Genomic DNA, 26,053 nt, shown 5'->3' on the forward strand with positions numbered 1-26,053 from the left:
ACTGTCTCGCGCATGCACCTGCTCCAGCCTGACGAGGTTGACCAGCTCGCCTTGGGCGTGGTCATGCTCGGCAGCGGCGGTGGAGGTGGCGAGCCCGAGACGCACGCGTTCGCGGCGATCCTCCGGCACGAAATGCGACAAAGCGGACCTGTCACGGTCCTTTCTCCCGATGAGGCCGATCCGGACGGGTACGGCGCGCGGCTCGGGCTGATCGGCGCGCCGACCGTGATGATCGAGAAGCTGCCGTCGGGCCAGGAGGCCGAGGACGCGCTGAAGGCGTTGCAGGCGCACGACTCCACGTCGGCCACGGCCGTCATCGGGTGGGAGGTCGGCGGGTGCAACGGGCTGCTGCCGCTGATCCTGGCCGCGCGGCTCGGGCTGCCGTACGTCGACGTGGACGGGATGGGGAGAGCGTTCCCACGGATCGACCAGACGACCTACGACGCGGCCGGGCTGCCCACGACCCCGTTGGCCATCACAGAACCCAGCGGCAACCGCGCGGTCCTCGACGCGACGGGCATCGAGAAGCTCGCGCGCACGGTGATGGTCGACTTCGGCGGCTGGGCGATGATGGTCGCGAAGCCGTTGAAACTCGCAGACGCGCTCAAAGCAGGCATTCCGGGCTCGCTCGCGCGGGCGCTGGAACTCGGCGGGATCTGGTCCCAGCACACGCTTTCCGTCGACGAACGCGCGAAGGCGTCCGGCGGTTTCCTCGTGGCACGGGGGAAGGTCGTCGAGGTGTGGCGCGAGTCCGCCGGGGACTTTCCCCGCGGAACGGTGGCGCTGCGGTGCCTGGACGCCGACGATGCGTACGTGCGCCTGGAGATGCAGGGTGAGTACCTCGTCGCGCTCGCGGACGGTGAGCCGCTCGTGACGACCCCTGATCTGCTGTGCTGCCTGGACGCGGAGTCCGGCAAACCGGTGTCGACCGAGCGGCTCAGGTTCGGCGCGGTCGTCGACGTGGTAGCGCTCCCATCACCGCCGCAGTGGGTGCGCCAGGAGATGCTCGGCCGCGTCGACCCGCGCGCGTTCGGCTACGACCTCGACTACGTGCCGTTCCGGGACGTCACATGATCGACGACGCCGACTCGCTGACCGTGCGCGATCTCCTGGAGATCGGCGCACTGGGCGACGCGTGCCTGCTGGCGGGCGAGCGCGGCGTCGGCACCGAGGTCGCGGACGTGCGGCTGGCGGCGGACATCTCGGCCGTCGAGGCGTGCTCGGCGGGCGACCTGGTGATCCTGACCGGGCACCAGCCGTACCTCGTCGAGGTGGCGCTGCGCCGTGCCTACAGCGCCGACGTGCGGGCCGTCGTGCTGGTCCGTCCGTCGAGCGGCACCTACCAACCTCCTTCCACCGCAACGATCTCCTTCGCCAACCGGCTCGGCGTTCCGCTCCTGCAGACGAGGGCTGAGGACCCGCTGCTGGTCGCCGACTCGTTGCGCACGGCCGTCCGCCGCCCCGAGGTCGCCGCCGCCAGGCTGCTCAACGCCGTCACGGCGCGGCTGGGCCGCAGCAAGCCGGACCCGCGCTCGGTCATCACGATCCTGTCCGGCGAGCTGCACGTGACGTGCGCGGTGATGAGCGCGGACGGCACGGCGATCGAGGGCGTCTCGCCACCGGGCCTGCCGCCGGACCTCCTGGTCGGCTCGGTCGCCACGGCCGTCGAGATGCCCGACGGCGTCGCGGTGGCGGTGCCGGTGGAGACCGACCGGACCGGGCACGTGCACCTGTGGCTCGTCTCGCACACCCGCGGCCGCAACAAGCGCTGGGCCGAGACCGTCCAGCAGATCAGCCAGGTCGCCTCCTGGGCTCTGGGCAACTGGGTGGCCTCCGAACGCCTCGAAACCGAGCGCCGGGCCCGTTCCCGCGGCTCGCTGCTGTCCGAACTGCTCGCCGCGGGCGCCGACGTGCCACCGCAACTGGTGCAGCAGGCCGTCCTAGCCGGATGGCGTCTCGACGGCTGGCACACGGGCGTGTTCGCGATGCCGAACCCGCCGTCGCCCGGCATCTTCGATGCCGCCCACACCGAACGCCTGCGCGTCGAGCTCTCCCGGCGCGGCCTGCACGGCCAGCTGGTCGAGGGCGCGGAGGGCTGGTCGTTCTGGATCACCAACGACGCCGAGCCGCCGCAGTCGCAGCACCGCGAGCTGACAGCGAAACTTGCCCACGCATTGAGCTCCTGCAACCTCGTCGCCGGTGTGGGCCGTCCGCATCCCGGTTCCGCCGGGGTGGGGCGGACACTCGCCGAGGCACGGGAGGCAGCGGGGATGACCGGGTCGGCGAAGGTCGTGCACATCGACGAGCTCGGCGTGCGGCGGCTGCTGTCGATGGCCGCGGAGACGCCGGCGCTGGTGGAGCAGGCGGCCCGGTTGCTGGAGCCGCTGGCGGGGGTCGAGGACGGGCAGCTGCTGCGCACCCTGGCCATCTACCTGGACGAGGAGTCGGTGACGTCCACGGCGGCGGTGCGGCTGAAGGTGCACCGCAACACGGTGGCGCAGCGGATCAACCGGGCCGAGCAGCTGCTCGGCGTGAGCCTGCTGAACCCGGACGAGCGGCTCGCGGTTCACCTCGCCTGTCGTGCGGTGCGGGCCTCGGACGAGTGACGCGGGGCCGAGGATCAGGTCGGCACGAACGCGGGGAGAACGGCGTCCACCTCGAAGCCGCCGTCGTCCGTCGGGCCCGCGGTGAGGGTGCCGCCGACCATCTCCACCCGGCCGCGCAGGCCGCTCAACCCGGAACCGGAGCGGCCCATCGCCGTGTCCGGTGTGGACGGCGGGGCGGCATTGCGGATGACGGCGCGGACGCTGCTCGGTCCACAGTGGATGGTGATCTCGGTGTGGGCGCCGGGGGCGTGCTTGTGCACGTTGGTCAGGGACTCCTGGACCACGCGGTACATCGTGCGGCGGACGGCGGGGGAGATGATGTCGGCGTCGCCGTGTTCGGTGAGGGTCACCTCGAGGCCCGTGGCGGCGGAGTCGGCCACCAGGTTGGCCAGGCGGTCGGGCAGGACGTCCGGGATGCGGGCGGTGCGGCCTGAGCGCAGGACGCCCACGAGGTCGCGGAGTTCTTCCAGCGCCTGGCAGCCGGCGGTGCGGAGCTCTTCGGCGCCTTTGCGGACGTCGTCGTCCTTGGCGGCCACCTTCAACGCTCCGGCGTGCAGCACCATGAGGTTCAGGCGGTGGGTGACGACGTCGTGCATCTCGGCGGCGAGCCTGGTGCGTTCGTCGGCTCGGGCCTGTTCGGTCAGGAGGTCGCGTTCGGCCTGTTCCGCGCGTTGGGTTAGAACGCGGCGCGAGGTCAGGTAGAGGCCGGCGAGCACGGCGACCGCGAGCACGCCCAGGCCGGTGGCGGTGCCGCGCAGGCTCGGGGCGGACAGCGGCTGGAAAGCGATTGCCGGTTCGGGCAGGGTGAGGTCGCGCAGGATCTCCGGTGCCGCGGCGAGCAGCACCAGCGCGACTTCTCCGGCCCGCTTCACGCGCCTGACGATACTGCCGGGTAGGTGTCCGCGATCACCTACGGGAGCAGGGCACACACCCTACTTTCGCAGGTGGCGGGGCCGTGATGATCCGCCTGCCGGACACGCACGTCCGTTCGCCGCGTCAATCCTTGCGGAACAGCGCCGTCCACAGGAAAGACCTGCCGAACGCGGAGGAGCCCGAAGGTTCGTCGGTCATCCGCCGCAGCTCGACCTCGGTGAGGTCCTGGAAGATCCACCGCAGGTCGCCGGGCCGGTAACCGACGCCGCCGCTCAGGCCGGACTGGCGGTACAGCTCGGCGTCCGGTGTGGAGGTGCCCTCGTCGGCGGTGAAGCAGGTCAACGCGAAGTGGCCGCCGGGTTTGAGCGCCCGGTCCAGCAGGGCGAGGTAGCTGATCCGGCGGTGCGGCGGCAGGTGGTGGAAGCAGCCGGAGTCGTAGATCAGGTCGTACGACCCCTCGGTCGCGAACGCGTCACCCTGCCGGAACCGGACGAGGTCCCCGCCCCGCTCGCAAGCCCACGCGATCGCCGTGGCCGAGATGTCCACGGCGTCGACCTGGAAACCGTTGCGCGCCAGGTAGATCGCGTTGCGGCCGGGCCCGCAGCCGACGTCGAGCGCGCGGCCGGGAGCCACCAGCCCGCGCTCGACGTAGCCGACGAGGTTCTCGTCCGGCTTGTCCACGAAGAACGGGACCTCGCGGTCCCGGTCCGCGTAGAAGCCGTCCCACCAGCTGCCCGCCGCCGAGGTCCAGCGGTCGGCCTCCGGAGCGAACAGACCGTCCATCAACGACAGCAGGTCATCAACGGTCCGCACGTGCCGCTGCACCGCATACCCCCAGGTAGACAGGCTTTCAGTCTACCTCAGAGGCCGCCTTCGGAGAGGCGTTTGCGGTAGCCGCGGGCACCCTCGGAGCCGACGTTCTCGTTGAAGTCGACGCCGCCGGGATTGGTCTGCACGTGGTAGTACGTCGCACCCCACAGGCTGCCGGCGACCGAGTCGTCGAAGTGGATGAAGTTCCCGTACTTGTAGCCCTTCTGGTACGGGGTGAGCGCGGTGGTCCTGATCGAGTACTCGGTCGCGATCACGGGCTTGCCGGGCCACTTGGAAGCGCACCGCGACAGCGTTTCCGCGTACGTCAGCTCGTAGAAGTCGCCCTGACGATTGAAGCTGCCGTCGTCGGGGTTGCTGTAGAAGTGCACGCCCACGAAGTCGCACTTCTTGATGGCGTTGACGAAGTTCGGGTTGCCGTACCACGTGTCCGGGTTCGTGCCCTTGTTCGGCGACAGCGCGGTGCCGCAGATCTTGGCTCCGGGGAAGGTCTCCCGGATGCGGTCGATCGTGACGCTGAGGTTGTAGCCGTAGGTCCACGGGTCGGCGACGCGGATGTTCGGCTCGTTGCCGAGTTCGATGATGCACTTGTCGGCGCCGCTGCGGAGGCTCTTGTACTCGAAGAAGCGCGAGTCGCGGATCTCGGCGACCGCGCGGTTCGGGTCGATCACGTTGTCGGTGTCGCCGGTGACCGTGCGGACGATGAGGAAGTTCGTTGCGCCACAAGCGGTCCAGACGTGGTCGCGGTAGTTCGCCCACGGACCGGGGCCCGGCGTGCCCCAGCCGGTGACGACCTTGGCGAGGTTGGCCGCCTGGTTGTTGATCGCGTCGATCCACGTCTGGTAGCCGTCGGTCAGCAACGGGCCGTGCGCCCGGTAGTGCGGAACGGCCAATGCCTGGCCCGGCAGTGACACCATGCCCGCCGCCGCGACGGCGCCCGCCGCCAGCTTGCCCATCGCTCGGCGGCTGTACTGCTTCTCGCCGGACATCGGCGGTCTCCCTTCGTCGAGGAACGCCGACAGGCAACAGCGCCGGGGTATGAGATCCGGTATGCGAGCGGTATGTGAACAGCCGCCACTAGACACCGGTAACGTCTCGTTACTAGTTTGGCGGGCATGACAGGAGCCGTGACAGGGGCACACGTGCGGGAGACCAACCTGCAGGCCGTCTACCAGGCGATCCGGCAGGCGCACCCGGTCACCCGCGCGCAGCTCGCGCGGTACCTGGGCATGTCCAAGCCGACCGCGAACCGGGCGATCGACGCGTTGCTCGGTGCCGGGCTGGTCGAGGAGGTGCCCAGGCCGCAGGACGCGGCCGGGTACGACGCGGTGTACTTCGGGCCCTGCGCGACGGCGGCCACGGTGCTCGCGCTCGACCTCGGCAGCCGGTTCCTGCGTGCGTGCGTCTCCGACCTCGACGGAACCGTGCTCGCACGGCTCGACAAGCCCGTGAGCAGCAACGACCCCGCGCACGTGCTGGACGTGGCCAAGGTGGTGCGCGACGAGCTCGCCGCCGCTGCCGGGTCCGCGCCCGAGATCGCCACGATCGGCATCGGCGGGGTGATCGACCCGCGCACCGGGATCGTCCACGACGCCAACCAGGACGCGCTGGAGGGGTTCGCCGCCCAGGCCGAGCTCGCCGCCGCGCTGGAGCTGCCGGTGATCGCCGAGAACGACGTCAACCTCGCCGCCGTCGGGGAGGGCTGGCGCGGGGTCGGTCTCGGGGTGCGGAACTTCGCGTTCCTGTCCATCGGCAGCGGTGTCGGCGCCGGGCTCGTGCTCGGCGGCCGGCTGCACAGGGGCGTCAACGGCGCCGCGGGCGAGATCGACCACGTACCGGAAGGGCAGCGGTTTCGCTCCGACAGCCCCGCCGCGGACGCGTTCCTCGCCCACGTCTGGCAGCACTCCGACTTCATCACCACCGAGGAGGTCATGGCCGCGGCGCGCGAGAACGACGAACGCGCGCTGCACCTCGTGGCGTGGGAGGCGACGCGGATCGCCGAACACGCCGCCAGGATCACGTCGGTCATCGACGTGTCGCTGATCGTGCTGGGCGGCGGCATCGGGTTGAACGGCGACCTGCTCGCCGAACCCGTGCGCGCCACGCTGTCCGGCCTGTCCGCCTATCCACCCGCCGTCGAGACGTCCCGGCTGGGGGAGGGCGCCATCCTCGCCGGTGCCGTCGCCACCGGGCTCACGTCCGTGCTCGCAGATCTCGTCACCACCAGGGTTTCCGCCGCCAGCTGAGTTGCCACCACCATCAGGAGAGGCTCGATGCTGCGCATTTTCGCTGCTCTCTTACTCGCGGCCGGGACACCGCCGGCCGCGCACGCCCCGCTCGATCTGCTGGGAGGCCAGGACTGGGCGCACTTCGCCGGTGCCACCCAGACCGCCGACGGCGTGCAGATCCGGCCGCTGGACCGCTGGATCGTTGCCACGGAAGGGACCCGATCCCAGCCCAACCCGCCGGTCAACCTGCTCGGGCCGCGTCTTCTGGTCAACGGCGCGTTCCAGGTCGACGCGACGATGTCCGGTTCCGGCTACCTGCAGCTCTACGGCTCGCCACCGATCATCTACGACGAGTGGCGGCAGGAACCGCCGAGCGTCCGGGTCGGGGTGATCGGCGGGCAGCTCGACGTCGCCCTGTGGAACGGCAAGGGCGACAAACCGGTGCAGGCCAAGAAGTTCGGCTCCGGGCTGTCCGGGGACGTCGCGGTGCAGGTCAAGCGCTCCGGTTCCACGTTCGCGTTCTCGGCGGCCGGTCGTCAGCTCGGCACGCTGCCGGATCCGGGCGTGTTCTCGTCGGGCCAGGTGTGGTTCGGCGCGGACGGGTCGTGGAAGCTCAAGTCCCTGACGGCCACCGGTGCCACAGTGATTCGCAAGGCGCCGGACTGGAAGCAGAAGACCGTGCCGGGCTCGTTGCGGTCACGCGCGGAAGCGTTGCCGCGCAAGATAGGTGTGGGCAGCGCGCTCGCCGTGGCGCCGCTGGTGGCCGATGACGCCTATCGCGCGACGGCGGGCGAGCAGTTCGACCTGATCACGCCCGAGAACGACATGAAGCCCCAGTTCGTGCAGCCCACGCGCGGGGTGTTCGCGTTCGAGGAAGCCGACGCGATCGTGGACTTCGCCCGTGCCAACGACATCGCGGTGCACGCGCACACGCTGGTGTGGTTCGAGGCGCTGCCGACGTGGATGAGGTCGGCCTCGGACAAGAAGACCGTGATGACAGACCACATCAAGGCCGTCGCCGGGCACTTCAAGGGCCGGGTGACGGAGTGGGACGTCGTCAACGAACCGATGAACGAGGACAACTCCGATGGACTGGAACACAACCTTTGGTACCAGGCCATGGGAGCCGGTTACATCGCCCAGGCCTTCCGCACCGCACGATCAGCAGATCCGAACGCCGTGCTGTATCTCAATGAGTACGGCGCAGAACAAGAGGGACCGCGCTGGAAGGCTCTGTACGCCCTGGTGAAGAAGCTCAAGCAGGACGGCGTGCCGATCGACGGCGTCGGTCTGCAGAGCCACGAGTACGAGGCGGGCGACCGGGTGCCCGCCGAGACGTTCCGCAAGCACGTCCGCGCGCTGGCGGAGCTGGGGCTGAAGGTCCGGGTGTCCGAAATGGACGTCGTGACGACGGACCAGACGTTGCAGGCCAAGCAGTTCGGTGAGCGCGTCGCCGTCTGCCGGCAGGAGGTCAACTGCACCGGGTTCACCTCGTGGGGCTTCACCGACAGGTACGGCTCGACCGCCACGACCAACCGGTACCCGGCGCTACCGGGCACCGCGCTGCCGTGGACCTCGTCGATCACGCCGAAGAAGGCGCACACGGCGATGGTGGACGCGTTGCGGCCCTGAGGTTGTGGAGGAGCGGGTCCTGCCCGGCCCGCTCCTCCCGTCAGAACGGTTCGTAGCAGTCGTACGTCTCGATCGAGCTGATCAACCCGTCGCGGGTCTCGACGAACTGCGCGATGTGCGCGGTGAACTTGACGCCGGACCGCATCACACCGGTCCACGTCATCCGCAGGATCGCGGTGTCGCCGGACCGCACGTCCGAGTGCACGTCGTACTTCTGGCTCGCCAACAGGTCGGCGCCCACCTCGGAGGCTTTGAGCATCTGGGCCAGAGGTGTGCGGGCGCCGGTCGGCTTGATCAGGTTCGGGTGCTCGACGGTCACTGCGTCGTCGGTGAAGAACCGGCGCAGTTCGTCGCCGGACTGGCCGGCCTCGAGTGCCCGGTGCAGTGAGGTGATGGCGTCCATGTCCACGACCATAGCGACGCCCGCCGCGTGGGTCAGGCCGCGAAGTACGGTGTCACCCAGTAGTTGCTGGCGTTCCATGTCTCGGCCGGGAAGCCGCCGTCGTAGCTGTACACACCGGCGTTCACGGGTGTGTAGAACGGTGTCTGCGCGATGCCGCCGAGGAAGTAGTTCTCCGTGGCGAAGTAGCCACCTGACGGCGTGTAGTAGGAGACGACGTACTCGGTGCCGGCGGTCACGGGAATCGTTGTGGTGAAGGTGATCTGCTGCGAACGCTGGGCTGCGGGGACGGCTTGCGCGGCCAGCAACGTGCCGTCCGCTGACCACACGTGCGCGGTGACCGGTCCGGTGTAGTCGCCGCGGCGCAGGCCCATGCCGACGAGCGAGCCGTCGCGGTCGACCTGGAAGCGGAGACCGAGCTCGACGGCCGCCGTGTCCGGGTCGTTGAGGTCGGGGGCGGGCGTGTCGTGCAGGACGAGCCCGGAGCCCGTGAACGGTGGCGTCGTGGTGCCGCCGACCTGGATCGTGCGCGACGCGGTGACCGGGCCGGTGGTCGACGCGGTGTGGGCGCGGGCCTGGATCGTCAGCGGGCCCGGAGTGGTCGGCGTCAGCACCAGGGCCCAGTTCTCGGTGTGCGCGTCGGTGGACGTCCAGGTGGCGCCGTCGTCGGTGGAGACGTCGACCTCGGTGATGCCGGAGGACTCGCCGTTGAAGGCGCCGCCGAACACGAGCAGCGGCTCGTTCAGCGGGACGGAGGCGTCGGCGGTCGGGGAGTAGAGCGTGGCGAAGGGGTTGTCGGCCGCGAACGCCGGAGTGGGAGAGACCAGGACAAGTGCCAGCAGCAGGACAGCTAATCGTCTCATGTTCGGCGAATCGTTCCTGGTGGAGCCGTGGTTACGGCGATCTGCCGGTCGGCCCCGGACCCATCCGGCTGACGGTCGTACCCGCCTGGTCCAGCTGGGCAGGGCTGGGTTGCGCGGGTGCGGTGGGCAGGTGGGGCGGGTTACGCGGGGCGGGCGGAGTGGTGGTGCGGGTGGAGTGGGTCGTGCGGTGGGGCGGCGCGGGTCGTGCAGTGATGCGGGTGGAGCGGTGGGACGGCTAGTGCGGGTGATGCGCTGGTGCGCGTTGTGGGCGGTTGGTGCAGTGGAGTGGGTGTGCCGTGGGCGGGTGTGCGGTGGGGCAGCTGGCGCTGGTGTGCGGTGGGCCGGTGGCGCGGGTGAAGCGGTGGTGCCGGTGGTGCGGTGGTGCTGGTGGAGCCTGTGGGCGGGTGCTGCGGTTGGCGGCGTCCAGATGACCTAGCGTGAGGCCGTGCTGGCGTTGTCGATCGTGCTGCTGGTGGCCGTGCTGGTCTGCGCGGTCGTCAGACCGTGGGGCCTGCCCGAGGCGGCCGTGGCGGTGCCGGCCGGGGTGCTCGTCGTGCTGGCCGGGGCGTTGCCGGTCGGCCACGCGGTGGACGAGGCGGTGCGGCTGGGGCCCGTGATCGGGTTCCTGGCGGCGATTCTCGTGCTGGCGCAGCTGTGCGACGACGAGGGCCTCTTCCACGCGTGCGGCACCTGGATGGCGCGGGCGTCGGGCGGGCGGCCGCGGACGTTGCTGGGTGGCGTGTTCGTCACGGCGTCGGTGATCACGGCGGTGCTGAGCCTCGACGCGACGGTCGTGCTGCTGACGCCGGTGGTGTTCGCGACTGCCGCGCAGCTCGGGGTGCGGCCGAAGCCGCACGTCTACGCGTGCACGCACCTGTCGAACAGCGCGTCGTTGCTGCTGCCGGTGTCGAACTTGACGAACCTGCTGGCGTTCGCGTCCAGCGGGCTGAGCTTCACGCGGTTCGCGGCGTTGATGGCGTTGCCGTGGGTGGTCGCGATCGCCGTCGAGTACGTGGTGTTCCGGCTGTTCTTCCGGACCGACCTCGACGCGCCGGTGCACGCGCCGGAGACCGCGCCGGCACGTGAGCTGCCGGTGTTCGCGCTGGTCACGGTCGGGCTGACGCTGGTCGGGTTCGTGCTCGCGTCGGCGACCGGAATCGACCCGGCGTGGGCGGCGTGTGCGGGTGCGGGCGCGATGGCGGTCCGTGCGCTCGTTCGCAGGCGCACGACGGTGTTCAAGATCGTGCAGTCCGCGTCGTTGCCGTTCCTCGCGTTCGTGCTCGGCCTCGGTGTCGTGGTGCGGGCGGTGGTGGACAACGGTCTCGACGACGTGCTGAGGCACGTGGTGCCGGGCGGCAACGGCCTCGTCGCCCTGCTCGGGGTGGCGGCGGTCGCGGCCGTGCTGGCCAACGTGATCAACAATCTGCCCGCCGTGCTCGTGCTGCTGCCGCTGGTCGTGCCGTTCGGGTCCGGTGCGGTGCTGGCGGTGCTGCTGGGCGTCAACCTGGGGCCGAACCTCACCTACGCCGGGTCGCTGGCCACGTTGCTGTGGCGGCGGATCGTGCACGACCACGACACCGAGGTGAACCTGCCCGAGTTCACCAGGCTCGGCCTGCTCGCCGTGCCTGCCACCCTGGCCGGCGCCGTCGTGGCACTGTGGGCGTCCCTGCACGTGATCGGAGGATGACCATGACAGTCGTCGTGTGGATCACCGACGACACCTGGCAGTCCAGTGTGGACGCCGCGCGGGAGCACGGCTCCGACTTCCTGCTGCTCTACGTCGGTGACCACGACATTCCCGGTGCTGCCCACGGCGCGTTCGCCGGGCTGTTCGGACGTCACCCGTCCCGCGATCCCGGCAGTCGGTTGGACGACCTCGCCGCCGGTCACGCGTCGAGGTTGCTGGAGGCCGCCGCCGCTCGCCTGGGCCTTCCGTGCACGACGTCCGCGCGGGTGGGACGCGTTGAGCACGAAGTCGTTGCTGCTGCTCAGGATGCCTCTCTGCTCGTGGTGTGCCGTGACGGCGACGTGAGCCACGTCGGTCCGCGCAGCCTCGGGCCGGCGACGCGGTTCGTCGTCGACCACGCGCCCTGTCCGGTGCTGCTGGTCTGGCCTTCGTAAGTTGCGTGTGCGCAACTTTGCGTGTACGCATGTATTTATGAGAGCAAAGGGCATTGCGTACGACACCGGCTTCGTCCGGCACGGCGAGATCTCCGTGCCGGAGTTCGATCTCGAGGTGGTCGCGCGGGACCTGCGGATCATCAGGGACGAGCTGCACTGCAACGCCGTCCACCTCGTCGGCGGTGATCCGGAACGGCTGGAGCAGGCCGCCAGGATCGCCGCCTCGCTGGGCCTGGAGGTGTGGTTCTCGCCGTACCCGCTGGAACTGACGCAGCCCGAGATCCTCGAGCTGTTCGCCGACTGCGCCCGGCGAGCCGAACGGGTCAGGGCCGAGGGCGCCGAGGTCGTGTTCGTGGCGGGTGTCGAGCTGAGCATCATGAACGTCGGGTTCATGGACGGCGACGACGTCCTGGACCGGGTGACCAGGTTGTTCGGCAATCCTGACCGGATCGTGGAGGCCGGCAAGCGGCTCAACGAGTTCCTGGTGAAGGCGGTCGCGGTGGTGCGCGCGGAGTTCCGGGGAAGGCTCACCTACGCCTGCATCCAGTTCGAGCGGGTCGACTGGAGCCTGTTCGACGTCATGTCGTTCGAGCTGATCCGGTCGGCCGAGGTCGCGGACCAGTTCCCCGCGGCCGTGCGAAGCCTGGTGGCGCAGGGGAAGCCGGTGGCGATCACCGGGTTCGGCACGGCGGCCTGGAAGGGGTCGGGTGCCGTCGCGCCGCGCAGCATGGAGATCGTCGAGCACCACGAGGGTCTGCCGGTGCGCGTCAAGGACGGGTACGTCCGGGACGAGGACGAGCAGGCCGGGTACCTGCGCGAGTTGCTGGAGATCTTCGAGGCCGAGCGCGTGGACGCCGCGTTCGTGTACATGTTCGCGCTCAACAACTATCCGCACCGGCCGGACGAGCCGAGCCGCGACCTCGACATGGCCAGTCCGGGCATTGTGAAGGTCTACGACGACCTGCACTGGGAGCCCAAGGCCGCGTTCGGTGCCGTGGCCGAGGTCTACGCGCGGATCTGAAAACCGCTTGGCCTGCTTGGAATGATGGAACACATCATGAGCAGCAGGCTGCGTGCGATCGCCCGCGACACCGTCGAGATCTCGGAGCGAGGCTCCTACTCCGTCGACGACCGCGAGGTCCCGATCGCCGTCACCCCGGCGGTGTCCGGGACCCGGCTCCACCTGCCCGGCGACGAGTTGTCGTTGCCGGCGCAGGGAGAGCTTCCTCGCGTGGACGTCACCAACGAGTCCACTTTGGAGGCGACGCGACGGCTCGGCGGTGACATCGCCGCCCTGGTCTTCGCTTCCGCGCGCAACCCCGGTGGCGGGTTCCTCAACGGCGCACAGGCTCAGGAGGAGAGCGTCGCGCGTGCGTCGGCGCTCTACCCCTGCCTGCTCGCGGCCGGCGACTTCTACCGGCACCACCGCGCGCACGAAGACCTGACCTACACCGACCGCGTGATCTACTCGCCGCGGGTGCCGGTGTTCCGCGACGACAGGGGAAACCTGCTGCCGGAGCCGTACCCGGTCTCGTTCCTGACCGCCGCGGCGCCCAATCTCGGCGCCATCCTGCGCAACCAGCCGGATCGGGCCGAGGGCGTGCCCGCCGTGTTGCTGCGGCGAGCTGCGAGAGTGCTGCAGGTCGCCGCCGCGCACGGGCACCGGCGGCTCGTGCTGGGGGCGTGGGGTTGCGGTGTGTTCGGCAACGACCCGGTGGTCGTCGCCGAGACGTTCCGGAACGCGTTGCAGGACAACAGGTTCTTCGAACACGTCGTGTTCGCGGTGCTCGACGGGCAGAAGGGAACGCCCGCACTGAACGCCTTCGCGGCGGCGTTGGCGTGAGGGCGTTCCCCCAATTCACCTCGTCTCGGTGAACCCATCCGGGATCTGGGTCTTGAGCTGCGCGAGGTTCTCCGGTGTTGGCGGCAGCCACGTCACGTCGAACGGTGCCCCGCCGTCCTGCACCCATCGCCAGCGCACCGGCAGGTAGCTGTTCGCGTCGACCCGCATCTCGGTCGCCACTCCGCCCTTGTCCGAGGCGATGTCCAGTCGCACGGTCTGGGTGCCGTTGATCGGCTCGCCGGGTCCGACGACGGTGATGTGGCCTTCCCGGATCGCCTTCTGGATCTCCTCCGGCGTCCACACCTGGTCTTCTGGCGATTCACCCGGCCTGCTGCGGTACGTCCGCGCCCGGTGGTCGACGAAGACGTCACCGGCTGCCGAACGGCTCAGGTCCACGATCGTCCTGCCGTCGACTGAAGCCCGGTACCGGAACGCGCTGCCGTCCGCGGCGTGCCAGCGTTCGCTCAGGCCCTTTTCTCCTGGCCTGAAGTACTTGTCGCGCTCGTCGGACGGCGCCTGCTCGTGAATCACCATGCCCCGGATGCCTTCCATCGCCGCGTTGGTTCGTTCCAGGACGTGCGCGACCTCGATGGGCGCGGCCTCGGGCTGTTTCTGCGGCACCAGGACGGCAGCGGCGGCCGCCGCAGCGACCAGGGGAACCACGAGCCACGGCCACCTGCGGCGGGTCTGCCCGCGCTTCACCGAGGCGAGCAGCGCGGCGGGGTTGGTCGTCACGTCCGCGACCTCGGCACGCAGCACGGTGCGCACGTCGTCGAGGAGTTCGTTGTCAGGCACCATGAACGTTCTCCCTGATCTGGTCGCCGAGCAGTTCCCGCAACCGTGCGACGGCACGGCTCGTGTGCGCTTTGACGGTCCCCTCGGACGTGCGCAGCGTCTTGGCCGTCTCCGCGACCGACAGGTCGTCGAAGAACCGCAGCACCACCACCTCTCGTTGCCGGCGAGGCAGCTTCGCCAGCGCCCGCCGCAATGCGTCGCGGTCGACCACGGTGTCGGCCGGATCGCGTCCGGCCGTCACGTGTTCGACGTTGGTCAGCTCCTGTTCCGGCACCCGTCTGCGCGCCCGTCGCCACCGGTCGCGCGCCAGGTTGACCAGCACCTGCCGGGTGAACGCCTCGGGTGCCGTGTGGACCGACTTCCAGCGCGTGGCCACGCGCAGCAGCGCCGTCTGCAGGATGTCCTCGGCGTGACCGACGTCCCCCACCAGAAGCACGGCTGTGCGCAGCAGCGCGGTCGACCGGTCCAGCACGAACCGGTCGAAGTCGGCGCTCGTTTCTCGTTGCACGATCAGGTAGACGACCATCCGAAGGCGGCGGTTGACATGGGTTGGCACGCCGATCATGACCGAGAGCGCGACGAGCTCGTCCTCTGCTGCGGCATGTCGATCGGCTAAGAGGATGGCACCTCGGCTGAGCCACGCACGGGCCGCGCGCCCTCGAGGAGACCGTCACGTTCCTCGATCAGGCCTCTGACCTGCAGTGAGCCAGAATGATGCCAAGCTGAGCCAGAAATGCTTGTCCGTGGTGCCACCGTGTGCCATAGTGGTGCCATGGATCTGACCCCGTATGTGGCCTCCCTCGGTCGCGAGCTGCTGACCGCCGTCGAAACCGGCGGCGACGAAGCGAGTGCGCTGGTCGAGCGGTTGACCGTGACGATGGAGTCGGCGATCCGGCTGGCGCTGCTCGAGGCGCTGTCCGCCGCCGCCGACGAGATCACCGCGGACCTGGCGCCGGACTCGGTGCAGGTGCTGCTGCGGGGCCGTGACCCCAAGTTCGTCGTGACGCGCCGGCCGGTCGAGCAGCCGGGCGCCGCCACGCCGGAGCCCGTCGCGGCACCCGCCGAGGACGTGGCGGCCGGCTTCGAGGACGGCACCACCGTGCGCATCAACGTCCGCCTGCCAGAGCCGCTCAAGGCCGCGATCGACGAGGCGGCGGCCAAGGAGGGCCGCTCGGTCAACGCGTGGCTCGTGCGCGCCGCGTCCGCCCAGCTCGCGCCGAAGCCGAGCGAACCGCTGACCGGTGGGCCCGCTCCTTCGTCGCAGCGTTTCGTCGGCTGGGTCCGCTAACCGCACCCGTTCTTCTTCACGTCTCCGACCTGCGGAGACGGTCTTCCGACACCTCCTGAGGGGACAGCCATGCCTTCTTACGAAACCTATGAACCGATTTCCGTACTGCTCGACGTCTACGCGGGCTTCGTGCAGATCCTCGCGAGCGACCGCGCCGACACCGTGGTCGACGTGCGGCCGTCCGACCCGTCCGACCCCTCCGACATCGAGGCCGCGCAGAAGACCCGCGTCGACTTCGCCGACGGCGTGCTGACGATCCGCGGGCAGAAGCGGACGTTCGACTTCTCCAAGAAGACGAGGTCGGTCGACATCGTGATCGAGCTCCCGACGGGGTCCAAAGTGGACGCCGACGTGACGGCGGGCAGCACACGCACCACCGGAGTGCTGGGCCAGACCGAGATCGACATGTCGGCGGGGCACGTCCACGTCGACCGCACCGGGCCGTTGAGGGTCGACACCGGCGCCGGTCAGGTGCGCGTCGGAGCCGTCACGGGCAACGCCGAGGTCAAGACCGGCAGCGGTCAGGTCCGCATCGGTGACGTCACCGGGTCGCTGAACGTCAGGAACTCCAACGGCAACACGGAGATCGGTGTGGTCGGCGGCGACCTGAAGGCCCGCGCGGCCAACGGCGACATCACCGCGGAACGCGTCGGCGGCTCGCTGGAAGCCAAGAGCGCCATGGGATCCCTCATCGTCGGCGAGGTCGTGCGCGACACCGCCTCGCTGAACACCGCCATGGGCAGCATCGAGGTCGGCATCGCCCAGGGCACCGCCGCGTGGCTCGACACCAAGACCAGCTTCGGCCGCGTGCACAACTCGCTGGGTGCGAGCGAAGGCCCTGGTGACGCGGGCGAGACCGTCAAGATCACCGCCCACACCGCCTTCGGCGACATCACGATCCGCCGCGCCTGAGGGGATGACCATGAACGCGATCAAGGCAACCGGCCTGCGCCGCTCGTACGGCGACCACGAGGTGCTCAAGGGCGTCGACCTGAACGTCCAGCGCGGCACCGTCTTCTCTTTGCTCGGCGCGAACGGCGCCGGCAAGACCACCATGGTCAAGATCCTGTCCACGCTGATCCGCGCGGACGCCGGCAGTGCTTCCGTCGCGGGCCACGACGTGGCGAGCGATCCCAACGCGGTCCGCGCCGCGATCGGGGTCACCGGCCAGTTCTCCGCCGTCGACAACCTGATGACGGGCCGCGAGAACCTGAAGCTGATGGCCGACCTGCACCACCTCGGCCGTGCGGAGGGCAAGCTCAAGGTCGAACGGCTGCTGGAGCAGTTCGACATCGCCGACGCCGCGGACAAGTCGGCGTCCACCTACTCCGGCGGTATGCGTCGGAGGCTCGACCTCGCGATGACGTTGGTGGGAACGCCGCAGGTGATCTTCCTCGACGAGCCGACCACCGGTCTCGACCCGCGCAGCCGCCGGGCCATGTGGGAGATCGTGCGCAGGCTTGTGGCCGACGGCATCACGATCTTCCTCACCACCCAGTACCTCGACGAGGCCGACGAGCTCGCGGACCGGATCGCCGTGCTGAACAACGGGAAGATCGTCGCCGAGGGCACCGCGGACGAGCTCAAACGCCTCATCCACGGTGGGCACGTCCTGTTGCAGTTCAACGATCCCCGCCACCTCGAAGCCGCTGCCCGGGTGGTGCGCAACGCCTCCCGCGACGGTGAGGCGCTCGCGTTGCGCGTGCCGAACGACGGCAGCGTCAGCTCGCTCAAGGCACTGCTCGACCAGCTCGACGAGCACTCGGTGCCGGTCGACTCGCTCAGCACGCACACCCCCGACCTCGACGACGTCTTCCTCGCCCTGACCGAGAAGGTGCACCAGCCATGACCTACGTACTGACCGACTCGGCGACCATGGTGCGCCGCAACCTGAAGCGGATGATCCGCTACCCGTCGATGACGTTCCAGCTGCTGATCATGCCGGTCGTCTTCCTGCTGCTGTTCGTCTACGTCTTCGGCGGCACGCTCGGCGCCGGCATCGGCGGACCGACCGGCGGCCGGGCGGAGTACCTGAACTACGTCACGCCGACGATCATCCTGATGGCCATCACCGCGGCGGTGCAGGGCACGTCGATCTCGATCGCGATGGACATGACCGAGGGAATCGTCGACAGGTTCCGCACCATGGCGATCGCTCGAGTGTCCGTCCTCACTGGACACGTCATCGGCAGCCTGGTTCAGACCGTGCTCGCCATGACGTCCGTGTTCGGTGTCGCGGTGGCGATCGGCTTCCGCCCGCAGGCGAGCTTCGCCGAGTGGCTCGCGCTGGTGGGGCTGCTGGTGGGCATGGCGTTCGCGCTGATCTGGTTCTCCGCCGCGCTGGGACTCGCGAGCAAGACCGTCGAGGGATCGAGCAACATCGGTCTGCCGCTGATCCTGCTCCCGTTCTTCGGCAACGGTTTCGTGCCCACCGACTCGATGCCCACGGCCCTGCGCTGGTTCGCCGAGTACCAGCCGTTCACTCCGTTCATCGACGCGTTGCGCGGCCTGCTGATGGGCACGCCGATCGGCAACAGCGGCTACATCGCCTTCGGCTGGTGCGTCGTCATCGGCCTCGGCGGCTACCTCTGGTCCAAGAAGCTCTTCAACCGCGAATCCACCCGCTGAAGGAGAACCCTGTGATGCAGCACGGACTTCCCATGGACCGCGACGTCACCCCGTTCGATCCGCCCGCCCGGATCACCGAGCTGAGGTCGACCCGCCCGGTCAGCCCGATGCTCTTCCCCGACGGCCACGAGGGCTGGCTGATCACCGGCTACGAAGCGGTACGGGCGGCGTTAGCCGACACCAGGTTCAGCAGCAGGCAGGACCTGGGCATCCTGCACGTGCCGTACCCGGTGCCCGGCATGCCGGAGCAGACCGAGCCGTCCCCGCAGGTGCCCGGCCTGTTCCTGGCCATGGACCCGCCGGACCACACCCGGTTGCGGCGCAAGCTCACCGGAGCGTTCACCGTCAGGCGGATGAAGGCTCTGGAAGAGCACATCATCGAGATCACCGAACGGCAGCTGGACGAGTTGGCGAGCCTCACGCCGCCGGTCGACCTCGTGCAGGCGTTCGCGCTTCCGGTGCCGTCACTGGTGATCTGCGAGATGCTCGGGGTGCCCTACGACGACCGGGAGTCCTTCCAGCACAACTTCTCCAGGTTCATGGAGAGGGACATCGACCTCGAAGAGAAGATGGCCATCTGGGTCGCGCTGAACACGTTCCTGGCCGAACTGGTCACGGCCAAGCGCGCCGAGCCCGGCGACGACCTGCTGTCCGACCTCGCCCGCGACGAGGACCTCAGCATCGAGGAACTGGTCGGCATGTCGTTCCTGCTGCTGCTCGCCGGCCACGAGACGACGGCGAACATGTTGGCGCTGGGCACTTTCGCGCTGCTGGAGCACCCGGACCAGCTGGCCGCGCTGCGGGACCAGCCAGCGTTGATCCCGGACGCTGTTGAAGAGCTGTTGCGGTACCTGGCGGTCGGCGACATCTTCTTCCGCTATGCCGCCGAGGACATCGAGTTCTTCGGGGAGACGATCCGCGAGGGCTCGACGGTGGTCGTGTCGCTGCTGGCGGGCAACCACGACTCCGCGAAGTTCGAGCACGCGGACACGCTGGACGTGCATCGCAACGCTCGCGGGCACCTGGCGTTCGGGCACGGCATCCACCAGTGCCTCGGACAGCAGCTGGCCCGCATCGAGATGCGCGCCGGGTTCGAGGGACTGCTGCGCCGGTTCCCGAGCCTTCACCTCGCGGTGGAGGCCCGCGAGGTGAAGCTCAAGACGGACATGAACATCTACGGCGTGCACGCCCTGCCCGTCACCTGGGCACAGGACGCCTGATCAGCCGATGTTGAGCCGGAACTGCTGTTCCCCGGTACCCGCCACGCAGTCCCAGATGTTGAGGATCACGCGGTCGTCCGTGCTGGCCCACGGCACGTCGAGGCACCGGTTGCTGTAGCGGCTGACGAAGTTGTAGTACCCGTTGCCGAGGTCGTCGAGCCGCCACTGCTGGGTCAGGCTGCCGTTGCAGTTGAACTGCTGGGTGCGGGCACCGTTCCACCAGCCGCCGGACTCGATGTCGATGCACTTGCGGCTGCTCTGGTTCGAGATCTCGTAGAAGCCGTCGCGGTTCTGCAGGAACAGGAACTTCGCGGCGGGCGTGTGGTCGCAGTGGTACTGCTGGATCCACGCGCCGTTGTCGCCGGACTGGCCCGCCAGGTTCACGCACTTGCCGCTGTTGCGGTTGATCGCCTCTGCGTAGAACGCGCCGGGCGCGGCGCTGGCGGGTGCGGTGATCGTGGCCAGTGCCGCGATCGCCATACCGGCGGCGAGGGCGATGCCCCGGACGATTCTGCTGCGCATGTGTCGAACTCCCAACTGGTGTGGATTGCTTCCCCCTCGGGGTGTGGCACAAGCTAGGCGGAGAATCCGGTGGCACGTAAGGGAACGAGCGGCCAATGGCCGCTACCGGCCAGGGGGAGGTGACCGGGTCCGGACAGTGTCCGGATCCGGTCGTTCCGCGGCGGGCGCCCAGCGTTTAGGTTGCGCGCATGGGATTGCGGAAAGTTCTGCTCGCCGTCGCGGTGAGCCTGTCGGCGCTGATCGTCACGCCGGCCCAGGCGGCGGAGCCGTGTCCGTTGTGGGAGCGGCAGGTCTTCGCCATCACGGCGTCGGGCGGCCTGGTCGAGCACGCGTTCTGCCTCGACGCCGACCGCACGGTGTCGCGCTGGGTCCGGGAGAACGTGGTCGCGACCTCGGGCTGGGACAACGTGTCCACGGCCTTCTGGTCGGGCGAGGTGTACGGCGTCGGGGTGTACTACCGCGTGATCGGCCCCGCGCTGTACTGGTCGGGCGATCTCGTGTCGTGGCAGCGGATCGGCGCCACCACCGACTGGAGCCGCTTCACCTCGCTGATCTCCACCCAGCCCGGCGTCATCTACGCCGTCGAACCGTCCGGTGCGGTGCGCCGCCTGACACACCTGGGCTGGCAGAACGGCGCGGACACGTGGGCCGGCAGTGTTGCGGCGGGCAACCTTCCCGGTGGGAGCGTGCTGCTCGGCCACCCCCGCGACGGGTTCGCGGCACTGACCAGCGCCGGTCTCGAGAACGTCGTCACCGTGTGGTCGGACGACTTCGGCGTGGTCAAGCTCCGCATCACCGTGCCGGTCGGCGTGGACCCGGCCTCCGTCGTGCCGTTCGACCTGCAGCAGAAGTACCGGAACTCGGGCTTCGGGCTCACCTCCGCGGGCAAGCTCGTCGTCCTGCTGCCGATCAACTGCGGGAAGCTCAAGCGCGACTGGCGGGCCGACGACGAGACCGGCGGTGGCTACCGCAAGATCTTCGGCGGTGGCTACCAGCAGCGCGGCGTCGCGCCGGTCGAGTGGCAGTGCGCCGGACCTGGCGGGCCCGCGAACTAGTCCAGCCAGCCGTCGCGGACGATCATCGCGGTCGCCGTGATCCGGTTGTCCACGCCGAGCAGGTCGAGTGCGGCGGAGATGTGCCGCCGCACCGTCCGTTCGCTCACGTCGAGGTGACGGGCGATCGCGGCGTCGGTCATCCCGCCGATCATCAACCGCAGCACCGTGCGCTGATGAGCGGAGAACTTGCTCACCGTGCCGTTGTCGTGCAACGGAAGCGCGTTGTTCCACAGCATCTCGAAGTACATGCGCAGGGCGGACACGATGACCGGAGCCCGGACCAGCACGGCACCTTCCATGCCGGTGCGGTCCAACGGCAGCAGCGCCGCGCGGTCGTCGACGAGCACCATCTTCATCGGCAGCTCCGGCAGAACCCGCAGCTGCCACCCGCCTTCCGCACATCGTCTGACCATCTCGCCCGCGAACGGCAGGTCCAGCACGGGTCTGGAGTAGATGTTGCGGAACTGGACACCGCGTTCGAGCACGGCGGCCGGCGGCACCTTGGCCGACCGGCCGTCCGGCGGGTTGCGGTAGTGCTCGGTCTCGAGGTTGGAGAAGTCGCGTTCGGCGGACAGGCACAGCTCGACGGACAGCGCGCCGATCTCCGCCGGGTCTGTGTGGACGCTGATGCCGCTGTCGTCCCGGTCCGCATTGGCGACGAATTCTTTTTGCAGCACATGCATTTGCTCGCGCGCTCGCACGATCATGCGGTGCTGGTCGAGGAGCTGGCGTTGCACGGTGATCAGCGCCTGGTCGACCGCGCGCGACGGTTCGACCGGGACGATCACGGGTTCGCCCACGAACCTCTTGCGGGCGAACCCGGCCTCGACCAGCTCCTCGACCTCGGGAGCGTCGGTGATCGGCAGCTGGCCCGCGCGCAGCAGCCGTTGGTAGAGCTCGGCGGCTGATGCGTTGAGCAGCCCGGCCAGCAAGTCCGTCATTTCCGCTCTCCTCCACGACGTGGCGGAGAACCTAGCCGACGACTGCTAAACGGGTTTTACAGCCTCACACCGTGAAGCCTCCGTCGACGTTGATGCTGGCACCGGTGATGTACGCACCCGTGACACCCGCCAGTGCGGCAACGACTTCGGCGATTTCTGCCGGCTGTCCGTAGCGTCCCAATGCGGTCAGTCCGCGAATCGTGTCCGCCATCGGCCCGTCCGCCGGGTTCATGTCCGTGTCGGTAGGACCGGGGTTGACGATGTTCGCGGTGATGCCACGCGGCCCCAGTTCGCGCGCGAGGCCTTTCGTCATGCCGATGAGCGCTGTCTTGCTGGCGGAGTACAACGCGAAGCCGGGAAACGGCGCGTACACGGCAACGTTGCTGCCGATGCTGATGATGCGCCCGCCCTCGCGCATGTGCCGCGCCGCCGCCCGTGACGCGAGAAACGGCGCGCGCACGTTCACCGCCATGGTGCGGTCGAACTCTTCCTGGCCGAGGTCGTCCAACGGTCCAACTTCGAACACGCCCGCGTTGTTCACGAGGATGTCGAGCCGGCCGAGTTCCGCCGCGGTCTCTTCCACCGCCGCCACAACGGCTTTCGGGTCCTCGCTGTCCGCCTGGATGGCGAGGACGTTGTCCGGCTTGGTGTTCTGGTACGTCACGGCGACTCGCGCGCCCAGTGCGGCGAGCTTGAACGCCACAGCAGCCCCGATCCCGCGGCTTCCGCCGGTGATCAGGGCTGCTTTTCCTTCAAGTGATCCCATTCCGTCGAGCCTGGCGGAGATCACGTCGAGGATCTGGCGGGAATCGGACCGTCAGTTGTTGCCTCGGGTGTAGGCCCAGGCGGTCCGGTTGAGGGAGTCCTCGACACCGGTGAAGCCCTCGTTGGGGTTGAGCACGTCCTCCTGGTAGTCGACGTCGACGTCGTCCGCCGTGCCACCGATGGCGTCCGGCCCGACCCCGAACATGCCCTTCGGGTTGCCGCCCTGGTCCATGATGCTGTTGACCGCGTTGAACTGGTCCTGGTGCCAGCTACCGGACATGTGCCCGGCCTCGTGGGCGGTGATGTTGCCGATCGCCCTGCCGATGAACGCGGTCTTGTTGACCGTGGCCGGGGTGATGTAGGTGTTCAGCGAGGTGGCGGACTGGCCGGCGGGCTTGCTGAGCACGTCCAGCAGCACCAGCGCGGTCTCCTCCTTGCCGAAGTTGCCCGCGTCGATCGACTGCGCGATGCCGACGGTCGAGATGCCGGACTCGGCGATGGTGCCACCGACGACCACCCGACTGACGTTCTTCTGGCCCCACGGGTCGGCGTGGTCGCGGCTGTTGAGCACGCGCACGGCGAACCGCTTGTTGGTGCCCTTGGCGGCGAGATCGTGCTCGATGTTCTCGCGCACGGTCGCGACCACGGAGTCGATCACGGCGTTCTCGTCGGCGGCGGTGAGACCCCACGCGGGCAGGAAGTTCCTGAGCGGTGAGAGGTCCCGGTTGCCGGCCGGCTCGGCGCCGAAGATCCGGGTGTTGACGCGGGCGCCGTCGAAGTCGAGGTAGATCGAGAGCACCTCGGGGCGCGGGTTGAGCTCCGAGCCGGGGCGGTAGGCCTCGACCGTGACGTCATAAGCGCCGTCACCGTTCTCGACGCCAACGGTGTAGCGGCCGTCCTTCGGTGCCACGAAGTCCGCGACGGCGTTGCCACCGGCGGGCATCGGCGAGGTCTCGGCGTAGAGGAAGCTGACGTCCTGCGACGAACCGAAGACCTCGCGCCCGGCCGGGTCGTGGATCATGACCCTGGTGGCCCTGCCCGCCGCCGACGCGCCGAGCACATCGCCCGCCTTGAGGTCGACCGAGAAGAAGTCCCTGTCCACCTGGCCGTCCCCGGTCGCGATGGTCAGGTCGTACGCGCCCTCGGTGGTGACGTGCTTGCCGGTGCCGGGCTTCAGCGGGTCGGCCGGGATCCCGCCGGGGCCCGCGCCCGCGACCATGACGTAGACGTCGGTGCCCGGCTGCACGAAGACCCGCAGCCTGCTGTCCGTGGTGCCCACGAGGTTGTCGTTCTGGCCCTGCAGCTGGCCGTTCACGTCGAACGCGGCGAGCAACGTGTCCAGGCCGCCGGTCGGCGTGTGCGTCTCGACGGTCGCCCACTGACCGGTCGCGCCGCCGGTCAGCTTGTAGAAGTCGTGGTCGCCGGAGCCGTCACCCGCGCTGCCGTACGGGCCGTCGCCGATCGTGCCGCTGGTCCGCACGGCCCTGCCCTGCGCGGGCACGTGGGTGTCGCCGGCGTTCGGAACGGCGTCGTTCATCTCGGGGAACGGCGTGACGACCGGGATGGTCGGGTCGCCCGCGAGGTCACCCGTCAGCTTGAGCTTCGGGTTCTTGCCGCGTCCCGTGCCGAACCCGGCCACGTGCTCGGCGTTGGCGGGCGTGTCGTTCGCGCCTTGCCCGGTCTCCTTCTCGCTGTAGGCGAGCGGCGAGCCCGCGGTGCGCACCTTGGTCCGCGACTGCTTGCGGGACTCGCGGTTCTGCTGCACCGCGTTCCAGTCGATCTTGGCCTCGGCAGGCAGGAAAGCCAGCATCGGATCGGGCTGGCTCACCTGCTGCGCGACGGGTTCCGCGGCCGACTGACCTGCGGCGACGAGTGACAGTGCCACACCTGCGGCGAGCACGCCGAACAGCCTTTTGCGCATGTGTAGTTCCCCCAGTTCGGTGTGTCACCGAGGAAACCAGCGCGTCGTGCGGTGGACGAGCCTTTTGGTGAGGCTTTGTCCACTTCCGGACAATCAGGCGGCTTTGCGCAGGGGTGCCGCGACCTCGTGCAGGTACTCCAGCACGTACCCGTACGACCGGAACAACCCGCACTGCGCGTAGGAGATCCCGCGCTGCTGGCAGAACTCGCTGACGATCAGCTGCGCGTGCTTCAAGTTCGGCCGCGGCATGCTCGGGAACAGGTGGTGTTCGATCTGATAGTTCAGCCCGCCCAGCAGGAAGTCGACGAACCAGCCGCCGCGCACGTTGCGGGACGTCAGCACCTGCTTGCGCAGGAAGTCGAGCGTGTGCCCGGCCGACAGCACCGGCATGCCCTTGTGGTTGGGGGCGAAGGAACATCCCATGTAGAAGCCCCACAGCGCCTGGTGCACCAGCACGAACGCGATCGCGTACACGGGGGAGAGGACCCAGAAGACCGCGGTCAGGTAGACGACGACGTTGGCGATCATCAGCGCCCGCTCACGCCCGGAGTGGCGGATCGAGTGCCAGTGCAGCGCGAAGCCTTCGAGCAGCAGCAGCGGGAAGAACAACGCTGCCTGGTGCGACGCGATCCACCGCAGCAGACCCTGCTTGGACTCGCCCTGGCGCTGCGTGAACGCGAGCACCGAGATGTCGACGTCCGGGTCCTCGTCCTCGTGGTTGGGGTTGGCGTGGTGCCGGTTGTGCTTGCCCACCCACCAGTCGTAGCTGACGCCGACCAGCCCGCTGTGGCCGTACCCGATGATCTCGTTCCACCGCCGCGACGCGAAGATCTGCTTGTGCCCGGCGTCGTGCCCGATGAACGCCAGCTGCGTCGACATGAACGCCAGCACGGCCGCCACCGCCAACTGCCACCACGAGTCGCCGAGCAGGGCGAACGTGACCCACGCCCCCGCGTAGACCAGCAGGTTCGCGCTGATCCTGGCGATGTAGTAACCGCGCCGCCGAGCAAGCAGGCCGGCCTGCTTGATCTCGGTGGACAACTGGGCGAAGTCGCTCGCCTGCCGGAGTGTCATTTGCGCATAATGCCCGGTCGCGGCGTCCACGCAATGCACGGGCGATGAAGTAGGTGCGAAACCCACGCGTCGCGCGGCTACCAGGCGACCAAACAGAACGGGTGTCCGGCTGGATCCGCGTAGACGTCGAACGTCTCGCCACCGCCCTCCAGCCTGCGCGCACCGAGCGCCAGCACCTTCTCCCCGGCCGCTTCGCGGTCGTCAACGCGCACGTCGAAGTGCATGTGCGCCGACTCGCCGGGCCAGGCCGGGGGGCGCCAGGTCTTCACTCGTGCGAACGCCACGCCGGGACGGTCGGGGGCGTCTCCGATGACGACCCAGTCCGGCTCGTCCTGGACGCGGACCATGCCGAGCAGTTTCTCGTAGAACTCCGCGAGTGCCCGCGGGTCGGGGCAGTCGATCACCAGGCCGTGCCAACGTCCGATCATGAACGGATTGTGGCCGCCTATG

General features: G+C 69.2%; 27 protein-coding genes. 14 read left to right on the forward strand and 13 right to left on the reverse strand.

The genetic code is table 11. From position 1 onward, the window contains the following. The first annotated feature begins 12 nt into the window (after positions 1–12). Together ABZ345_RS34930 and ABZ345_RS34935 are read left to right on the forward strand one after the other, a co-directional pair. Complete coding sequence (locus ABZ345_RS34930) at positions 13–1,074, forward strand: DUF917 domain-containing protein (RefSeq protein ID WP_359858489.1); 1,062 nt, start codon at positions 13–15, stop codon at positions 1,072–1,074. Beyond that, positions 1,071–2,606, forward strand: a complete 1,536-nt coding sequence (locus ABZ345_RS34935) for a helix-turn-helix domain-containing protein (RefSeq protein WP_359858492.1) — start codon at positions 1,071–1,073, stop codon at positions 2,604–2,606. Before ABZ345_RS34930 ends, ABZ345_RS34935 begins: the two co-directional genes overlap by 4 nt. A gap of 14 nt (positions 2,607–2,620) precedes the next feature. On the opposite strand, the gene ABZ345_RS34940 is transcribed toward ABZ345_RS34935, so the two are convergent. The 3 genes from ABZ345_RS34940 to ABZ345_RS34950 all read right to left on the reverse strand — a co-directional run bounded on the left by ABZ345_RS34940 (position 2,621) and on the right by ABZ345_RS34950 (position 5,296). After that, complete coding sequence (locus ABZ345_RS34940) at positions 2,621–3,478, reverse strand: histidine kinase (RefSeq protein WP_359858495.1); 858 nt, start codon at positions 3,476–3,478, stop codon at positions 2,621–2,623. 124 nt (positions 3,479–3,602) lie between these two features. Next, positions 3,603–4,292, reverse strand: coding sequence for a class I SAM-dependent methyltransferase (locus ABZ345_RS34945; protein ID WP_359858498.1), 690 nt, complete (start codon positions 4,290–4,292; stop codon positions 3,603–3,605). A gap of 47 nt (positions 4,293–4,339) precedes the next feature. After that, positions 4,340–5,296: a hypothetical protein gene (locus ABZ345_RS34950; protein WP_359858501.1), complete on the reverse strand. Its 957-nt coding sequence runs from the start codon at positions 5,294–5,296 to the stop codon at positions 4,340–4,342. 126 nt (positions 5,297–5,422) lie between these two features. Between ABZ345_RS34950 and ABZ345_RS34955 the strand changes: the two genes are divergently transcribed. Continuing rightward, positions 5,423–6,553: an ROK family transcriptional regulator gene (locus ABZ345_RS34955; protein WP_359858504.1), complete on the forward strand. Its 1,131-nt coding sequence runs from the start codon at positions 5,423–5,425 to the stop codon at positions 6,551–6,553. 27 nt (positions 6,554–6,580) lie between these two features. Further along, positions 6,581–8,167 (forward strand): endo-1,4-beta-xylanase, encoded by a 1,587-nt coding sequence (locus ABZ345_RS34960; protein WP_359858506.1) that lies wholly within the window; start codon positions 6,581–6,583, stop codon positions 8,165–8,167. A gap of 40 nt (positions 8,168–8,207) precedes the next feature. Here ABZ345_RS34960 and ABZ345_RS34965 read toward each other — a convergent pair whose 3' ends face one another. After that, positions 8,208–8,570: a nuclear transport factor 2 family protein gene (locus ABZ345_RS34965; protein WP_359858509.1), complete on the reverse strand. Its 363-nt coding sequence runs from the start codon at positions 8,568–8,570 to the stop codon at positions 8,208–8,210. A gap of 32 nt (positions 8,571–8,602) precedes the next feature. Next, positions 8,603–9,430 carry a DUF4082 domain-containing protein gene (locus ABZ345_RS34970; protein WP_359858512.1) on the reverse strand — a complete coding sequence of 276 codons (828 nt, stop codon included), beginning with the start codon at positions 9,428–9,430 and terminating at the stop codon, positions 8,603–8,605. 445 nt (positions 9,431–9,875) lie between these two features. Between ABZ345_RS34970 and ABZ345_RS34975 the strand changes: the two genes are divergently transcribed. Genes ABZ345_RS34975 through ABZ345_RS34990 form a run of 4 tightly spaced genes read left to right on the forward strand, consistent with a single transcriptional unit; the run spans position 9,876 to position 13,394 of the window. Beyond that, complete coding sequence (locus ABZ345_RS34975; RefSeq protein WP_359858515.1) at positions 9,876–11,117, forward strand: SLC13 family permease; 1,242 nt, start codon at positions 9,876–9,878, stop codon at positions 11,115–11,117. Between the two features lie 2 nt (positions 11,118–11,119). Further along, positions 11,120–11,551: a universal stress protein gene (locus ABZ345_RS34980; protein WP_359858518.1), complete on the forward strand. Its 432-nt coding sequence runs from the start codon at positions 11,120–11,122 to the stop codon at positions 11,549–11,551. 37 nt (positions 11,552–11,588) lie between these two features. After that, positions 11,589–12,572 carry a hypothetical protein gene (locus tag ABZ345_RS34985; protein WP_359858520.1) on the forward strand — a complete coding sequence of 328 codons (984 nt, stop codon included), beginning with the start codon at positions 11,589–11,591 and terminating at the stop codon, positions 12,570–12,572. Positions 12,573–12,608: 36 nt separating this feature from the next. Continuing rightward, complete coding sequence (locus tag ABZ345_RS34990; protein ID WP_359858523.1) at positions 12,609–13,394, forward strand: TIGR02452 family protein; 786 nt, start codon at positions 12,609–12,611, stop codon at positions 13,392–13,394. 15 nt (positions 13,395–13,409) lie between these two features. Here ABZ345_RS34990 and ABZ345_RS34995 read toward each other — a convergent pair whose 3' ends face one another. After that, the gene (locus tag ABZ345_RS34995; protein WP_359858526.1) at positions 13,410–14,192 is read right to left on the reverse strand and encodes a hypothetical protein; all 783 of its coding nucleotides are present in this window, start codon (positions 14,190–14,192) and stop codon (positions 13,410–13,412) included. Then, positions 14,182–14,754 (reverse strand): SigE family RNA polymerase sigma factor, encoded by a 573-nt coding sequence (locus tag ABZ345_RS35000; RefSeq protein ID WP_359858529.1) that lies wholly within the window; start codon positions 14,752–14,754, stop codon positions 14,182–14,184. The genes ABZ345_RS34995 and ABZ345_RS35000 overlap by 11 nt, the downstream gene beginning before the upstream one ends. A gap of 207 nt (positions 14,755–14,961) precedes the next feature. Between ABZ345_RS35000 and ABZ345_RS35005 the strand changes: the two genes are divergently transcribed. The 5 genes from ABZ345_RS35005 to ABZ345_RS35025 all read left to right on the forward strand — a co-directional run bounded on the left by ABZ345_RS35005 (position 14,962) and on the right by ABZ345_RS35025 (position 19,325). Continuing rightward, positions 14,962–15,477: a ribbon-helix-helix protein, CopG family gene (locus ABZ345_RS35005; protein ID WP_359858532.1), complete on the forward strand. Its 516-nt coding sequence runs from the start codon at positions 14,962–14,964 to the stop codon at positions 15,475–15,477. Positions 15,478–15,546: 69 nt separating this feature from the next. Next, positions 15,547–16,389, forward strand: a complete 843-nt coding sequence (locus ABZ345_RS35010) for a hypothetical protein (RefSeq protein WP_359858535.1) — start codon at positions 15,547–15,549, stop codon at positions 16,387–16,389. A 4-nt stretch (positions 16,390–16,393) separates the two neighbouring features. Beyond that, positions 16,394–17,326: an ATP-binding cassette domain-containing protein gene (locus tag ABZ345_RS35015; protein ID WP_359858538.1), complete on the forward strand. Its 933-nt coding sequence runs from the start codon at positions 16,394–16,396 to the stop codon at positions 17,324–17,326. Continuing rightward, positions 17,323–18,105 (forward strand): ABC transporter permease, encoded by a 783-nt coding sequence (locus tag ABZ345_RS35020; protein ID WP_359858541.1) that lies wholly within the window; start codon positions 17,323–17,325, stop codon positions 18,103–18,105. The genes ABZ345_RS35015 and ABZ345_RS35020 overlap by 4 nt, the downstream gene beginning before the upstream one ends. Positions 18,106–18,119: 14 nt before the next feature. After that, positions 18,120–19,325 carry a cytochrome P450 gene (locus tag ABZ345_RS35025; protein WP_359858713.1) on the forward strand — a complete coding sequence of 402 codons (1,206 nt, stop codon included), beginning with the start codon at positions 18,120–18,122 and terminating at the stop codon, positions 19,323–19,325. Here ABZ345_RS35025 and ABZ345_RS35030 read toward each other — a convergent pair whose 3' ends face one another. Then, on the reverse strand, positions 19,326–19,847 hold the full coding sequence (locus ABZ345_RS35030; RefSeq protein ID WP_359858544.1) for an RICIN domain-containing protein: 522 nt from the start codon (positions 19,845–19,847) through the stop codon (positions 19,326–19,328). It lies immediately after the preceding gene. A 188-nt stretch (positions 19,848–20,035) separates the two neighbouring features. Between ABZ345_RS35030 and ABZ345_RS35035 the strand changes: the two genes are divergently transcribed. Continuing rightward, complete coding sequence (locus ABZ345_RS35035) at positions 20,036–20,902, forward strand: hypothetical protein (protein ID WP_359858547.1); 867 nt, start codon at positions 20,036–20,038, stop codon at positions 20,900–20,902. Here ABZ345_RS35035 and ABZ345_RS35040 read toward each other — a convergent pair. From ABZ345_RS35040 to ABZ345_RS35060, 5 genes are all read right to left on the reverse strand, one after another. After that, positions 20,899–21,843: a LuxR C-terminal-related transcriptional regulator gene (locus ABZ345_RS35040; RefSeq protein WP_359858549.1), complete on the reverse strand. Its 945-nt coding sequence runs from the start codon at positions 21,841–21,843 to the stop codon at positions 20,899–20,901. The genes ABZ345_RS35035 and ABZ345_RS35040 overlap by 4 nt on opposite strands. A 64-nt stretch (positions 21,844–21,907) precedes the next feature. Then, a complete protein-coding gene (locus tag ABZ345_RS35045; RefSeq protein ID WP_359858552.1) occupies positions 21,908–22,609 on the reverse strand; it encodes a 3-oxoacyl-ACP reductase family protein in 702 nt (233 codons plus the stop codon). A 51-nt stretch (positions 22,610–22,660) separates the two neighbouring features. Continuing rightward, positions 22,661–24,529: a hypothetical protein gene (locus ABZ345_RS35050; RefSeq protein WP_359858555.1), complete on the reverse strand. Its 1,869-nt coding sequence runs from the start codon at positions 24,527–24,529 to the stop codon at positions 22,661–22,663. Positions 24,530–24,622: 93 nt separating this feature from the next. After that, positions 24,623–25,603, reverse strand: a complete 981-nt coding sequence (locus ABZ345_RS35055; RefSeq protein ID WP_359858558.1) for an acyl-CoA desaturase — start codon at positions 25,601–25,603, stop codon at positions 24,623–24,625. Positions 25,604–25,680: 77 nt separating this feature from the next. Next, positions 25,681–26,031: a VOC family protein gene (locus ABZ345_RS35060; protein WP_359858561.1), complete on the reverse strand. Its 351-nt coding sequence runs from the start codon at positions 26,029–26,031 to the stop codon at positions 25,681–25,683. Positions 26,032–26,053 lie beyond the last annotated feature (22 nt).

It is taken from the genome of Lentzea sp. NPDC005914 (assembly GCF_040629405.1).
Taxonomy (GTDB): Bacteria; Actinomycetota; Actinomycetes; order Mycobacteriales; family Pseudonocardiaceae; genus Lentzea.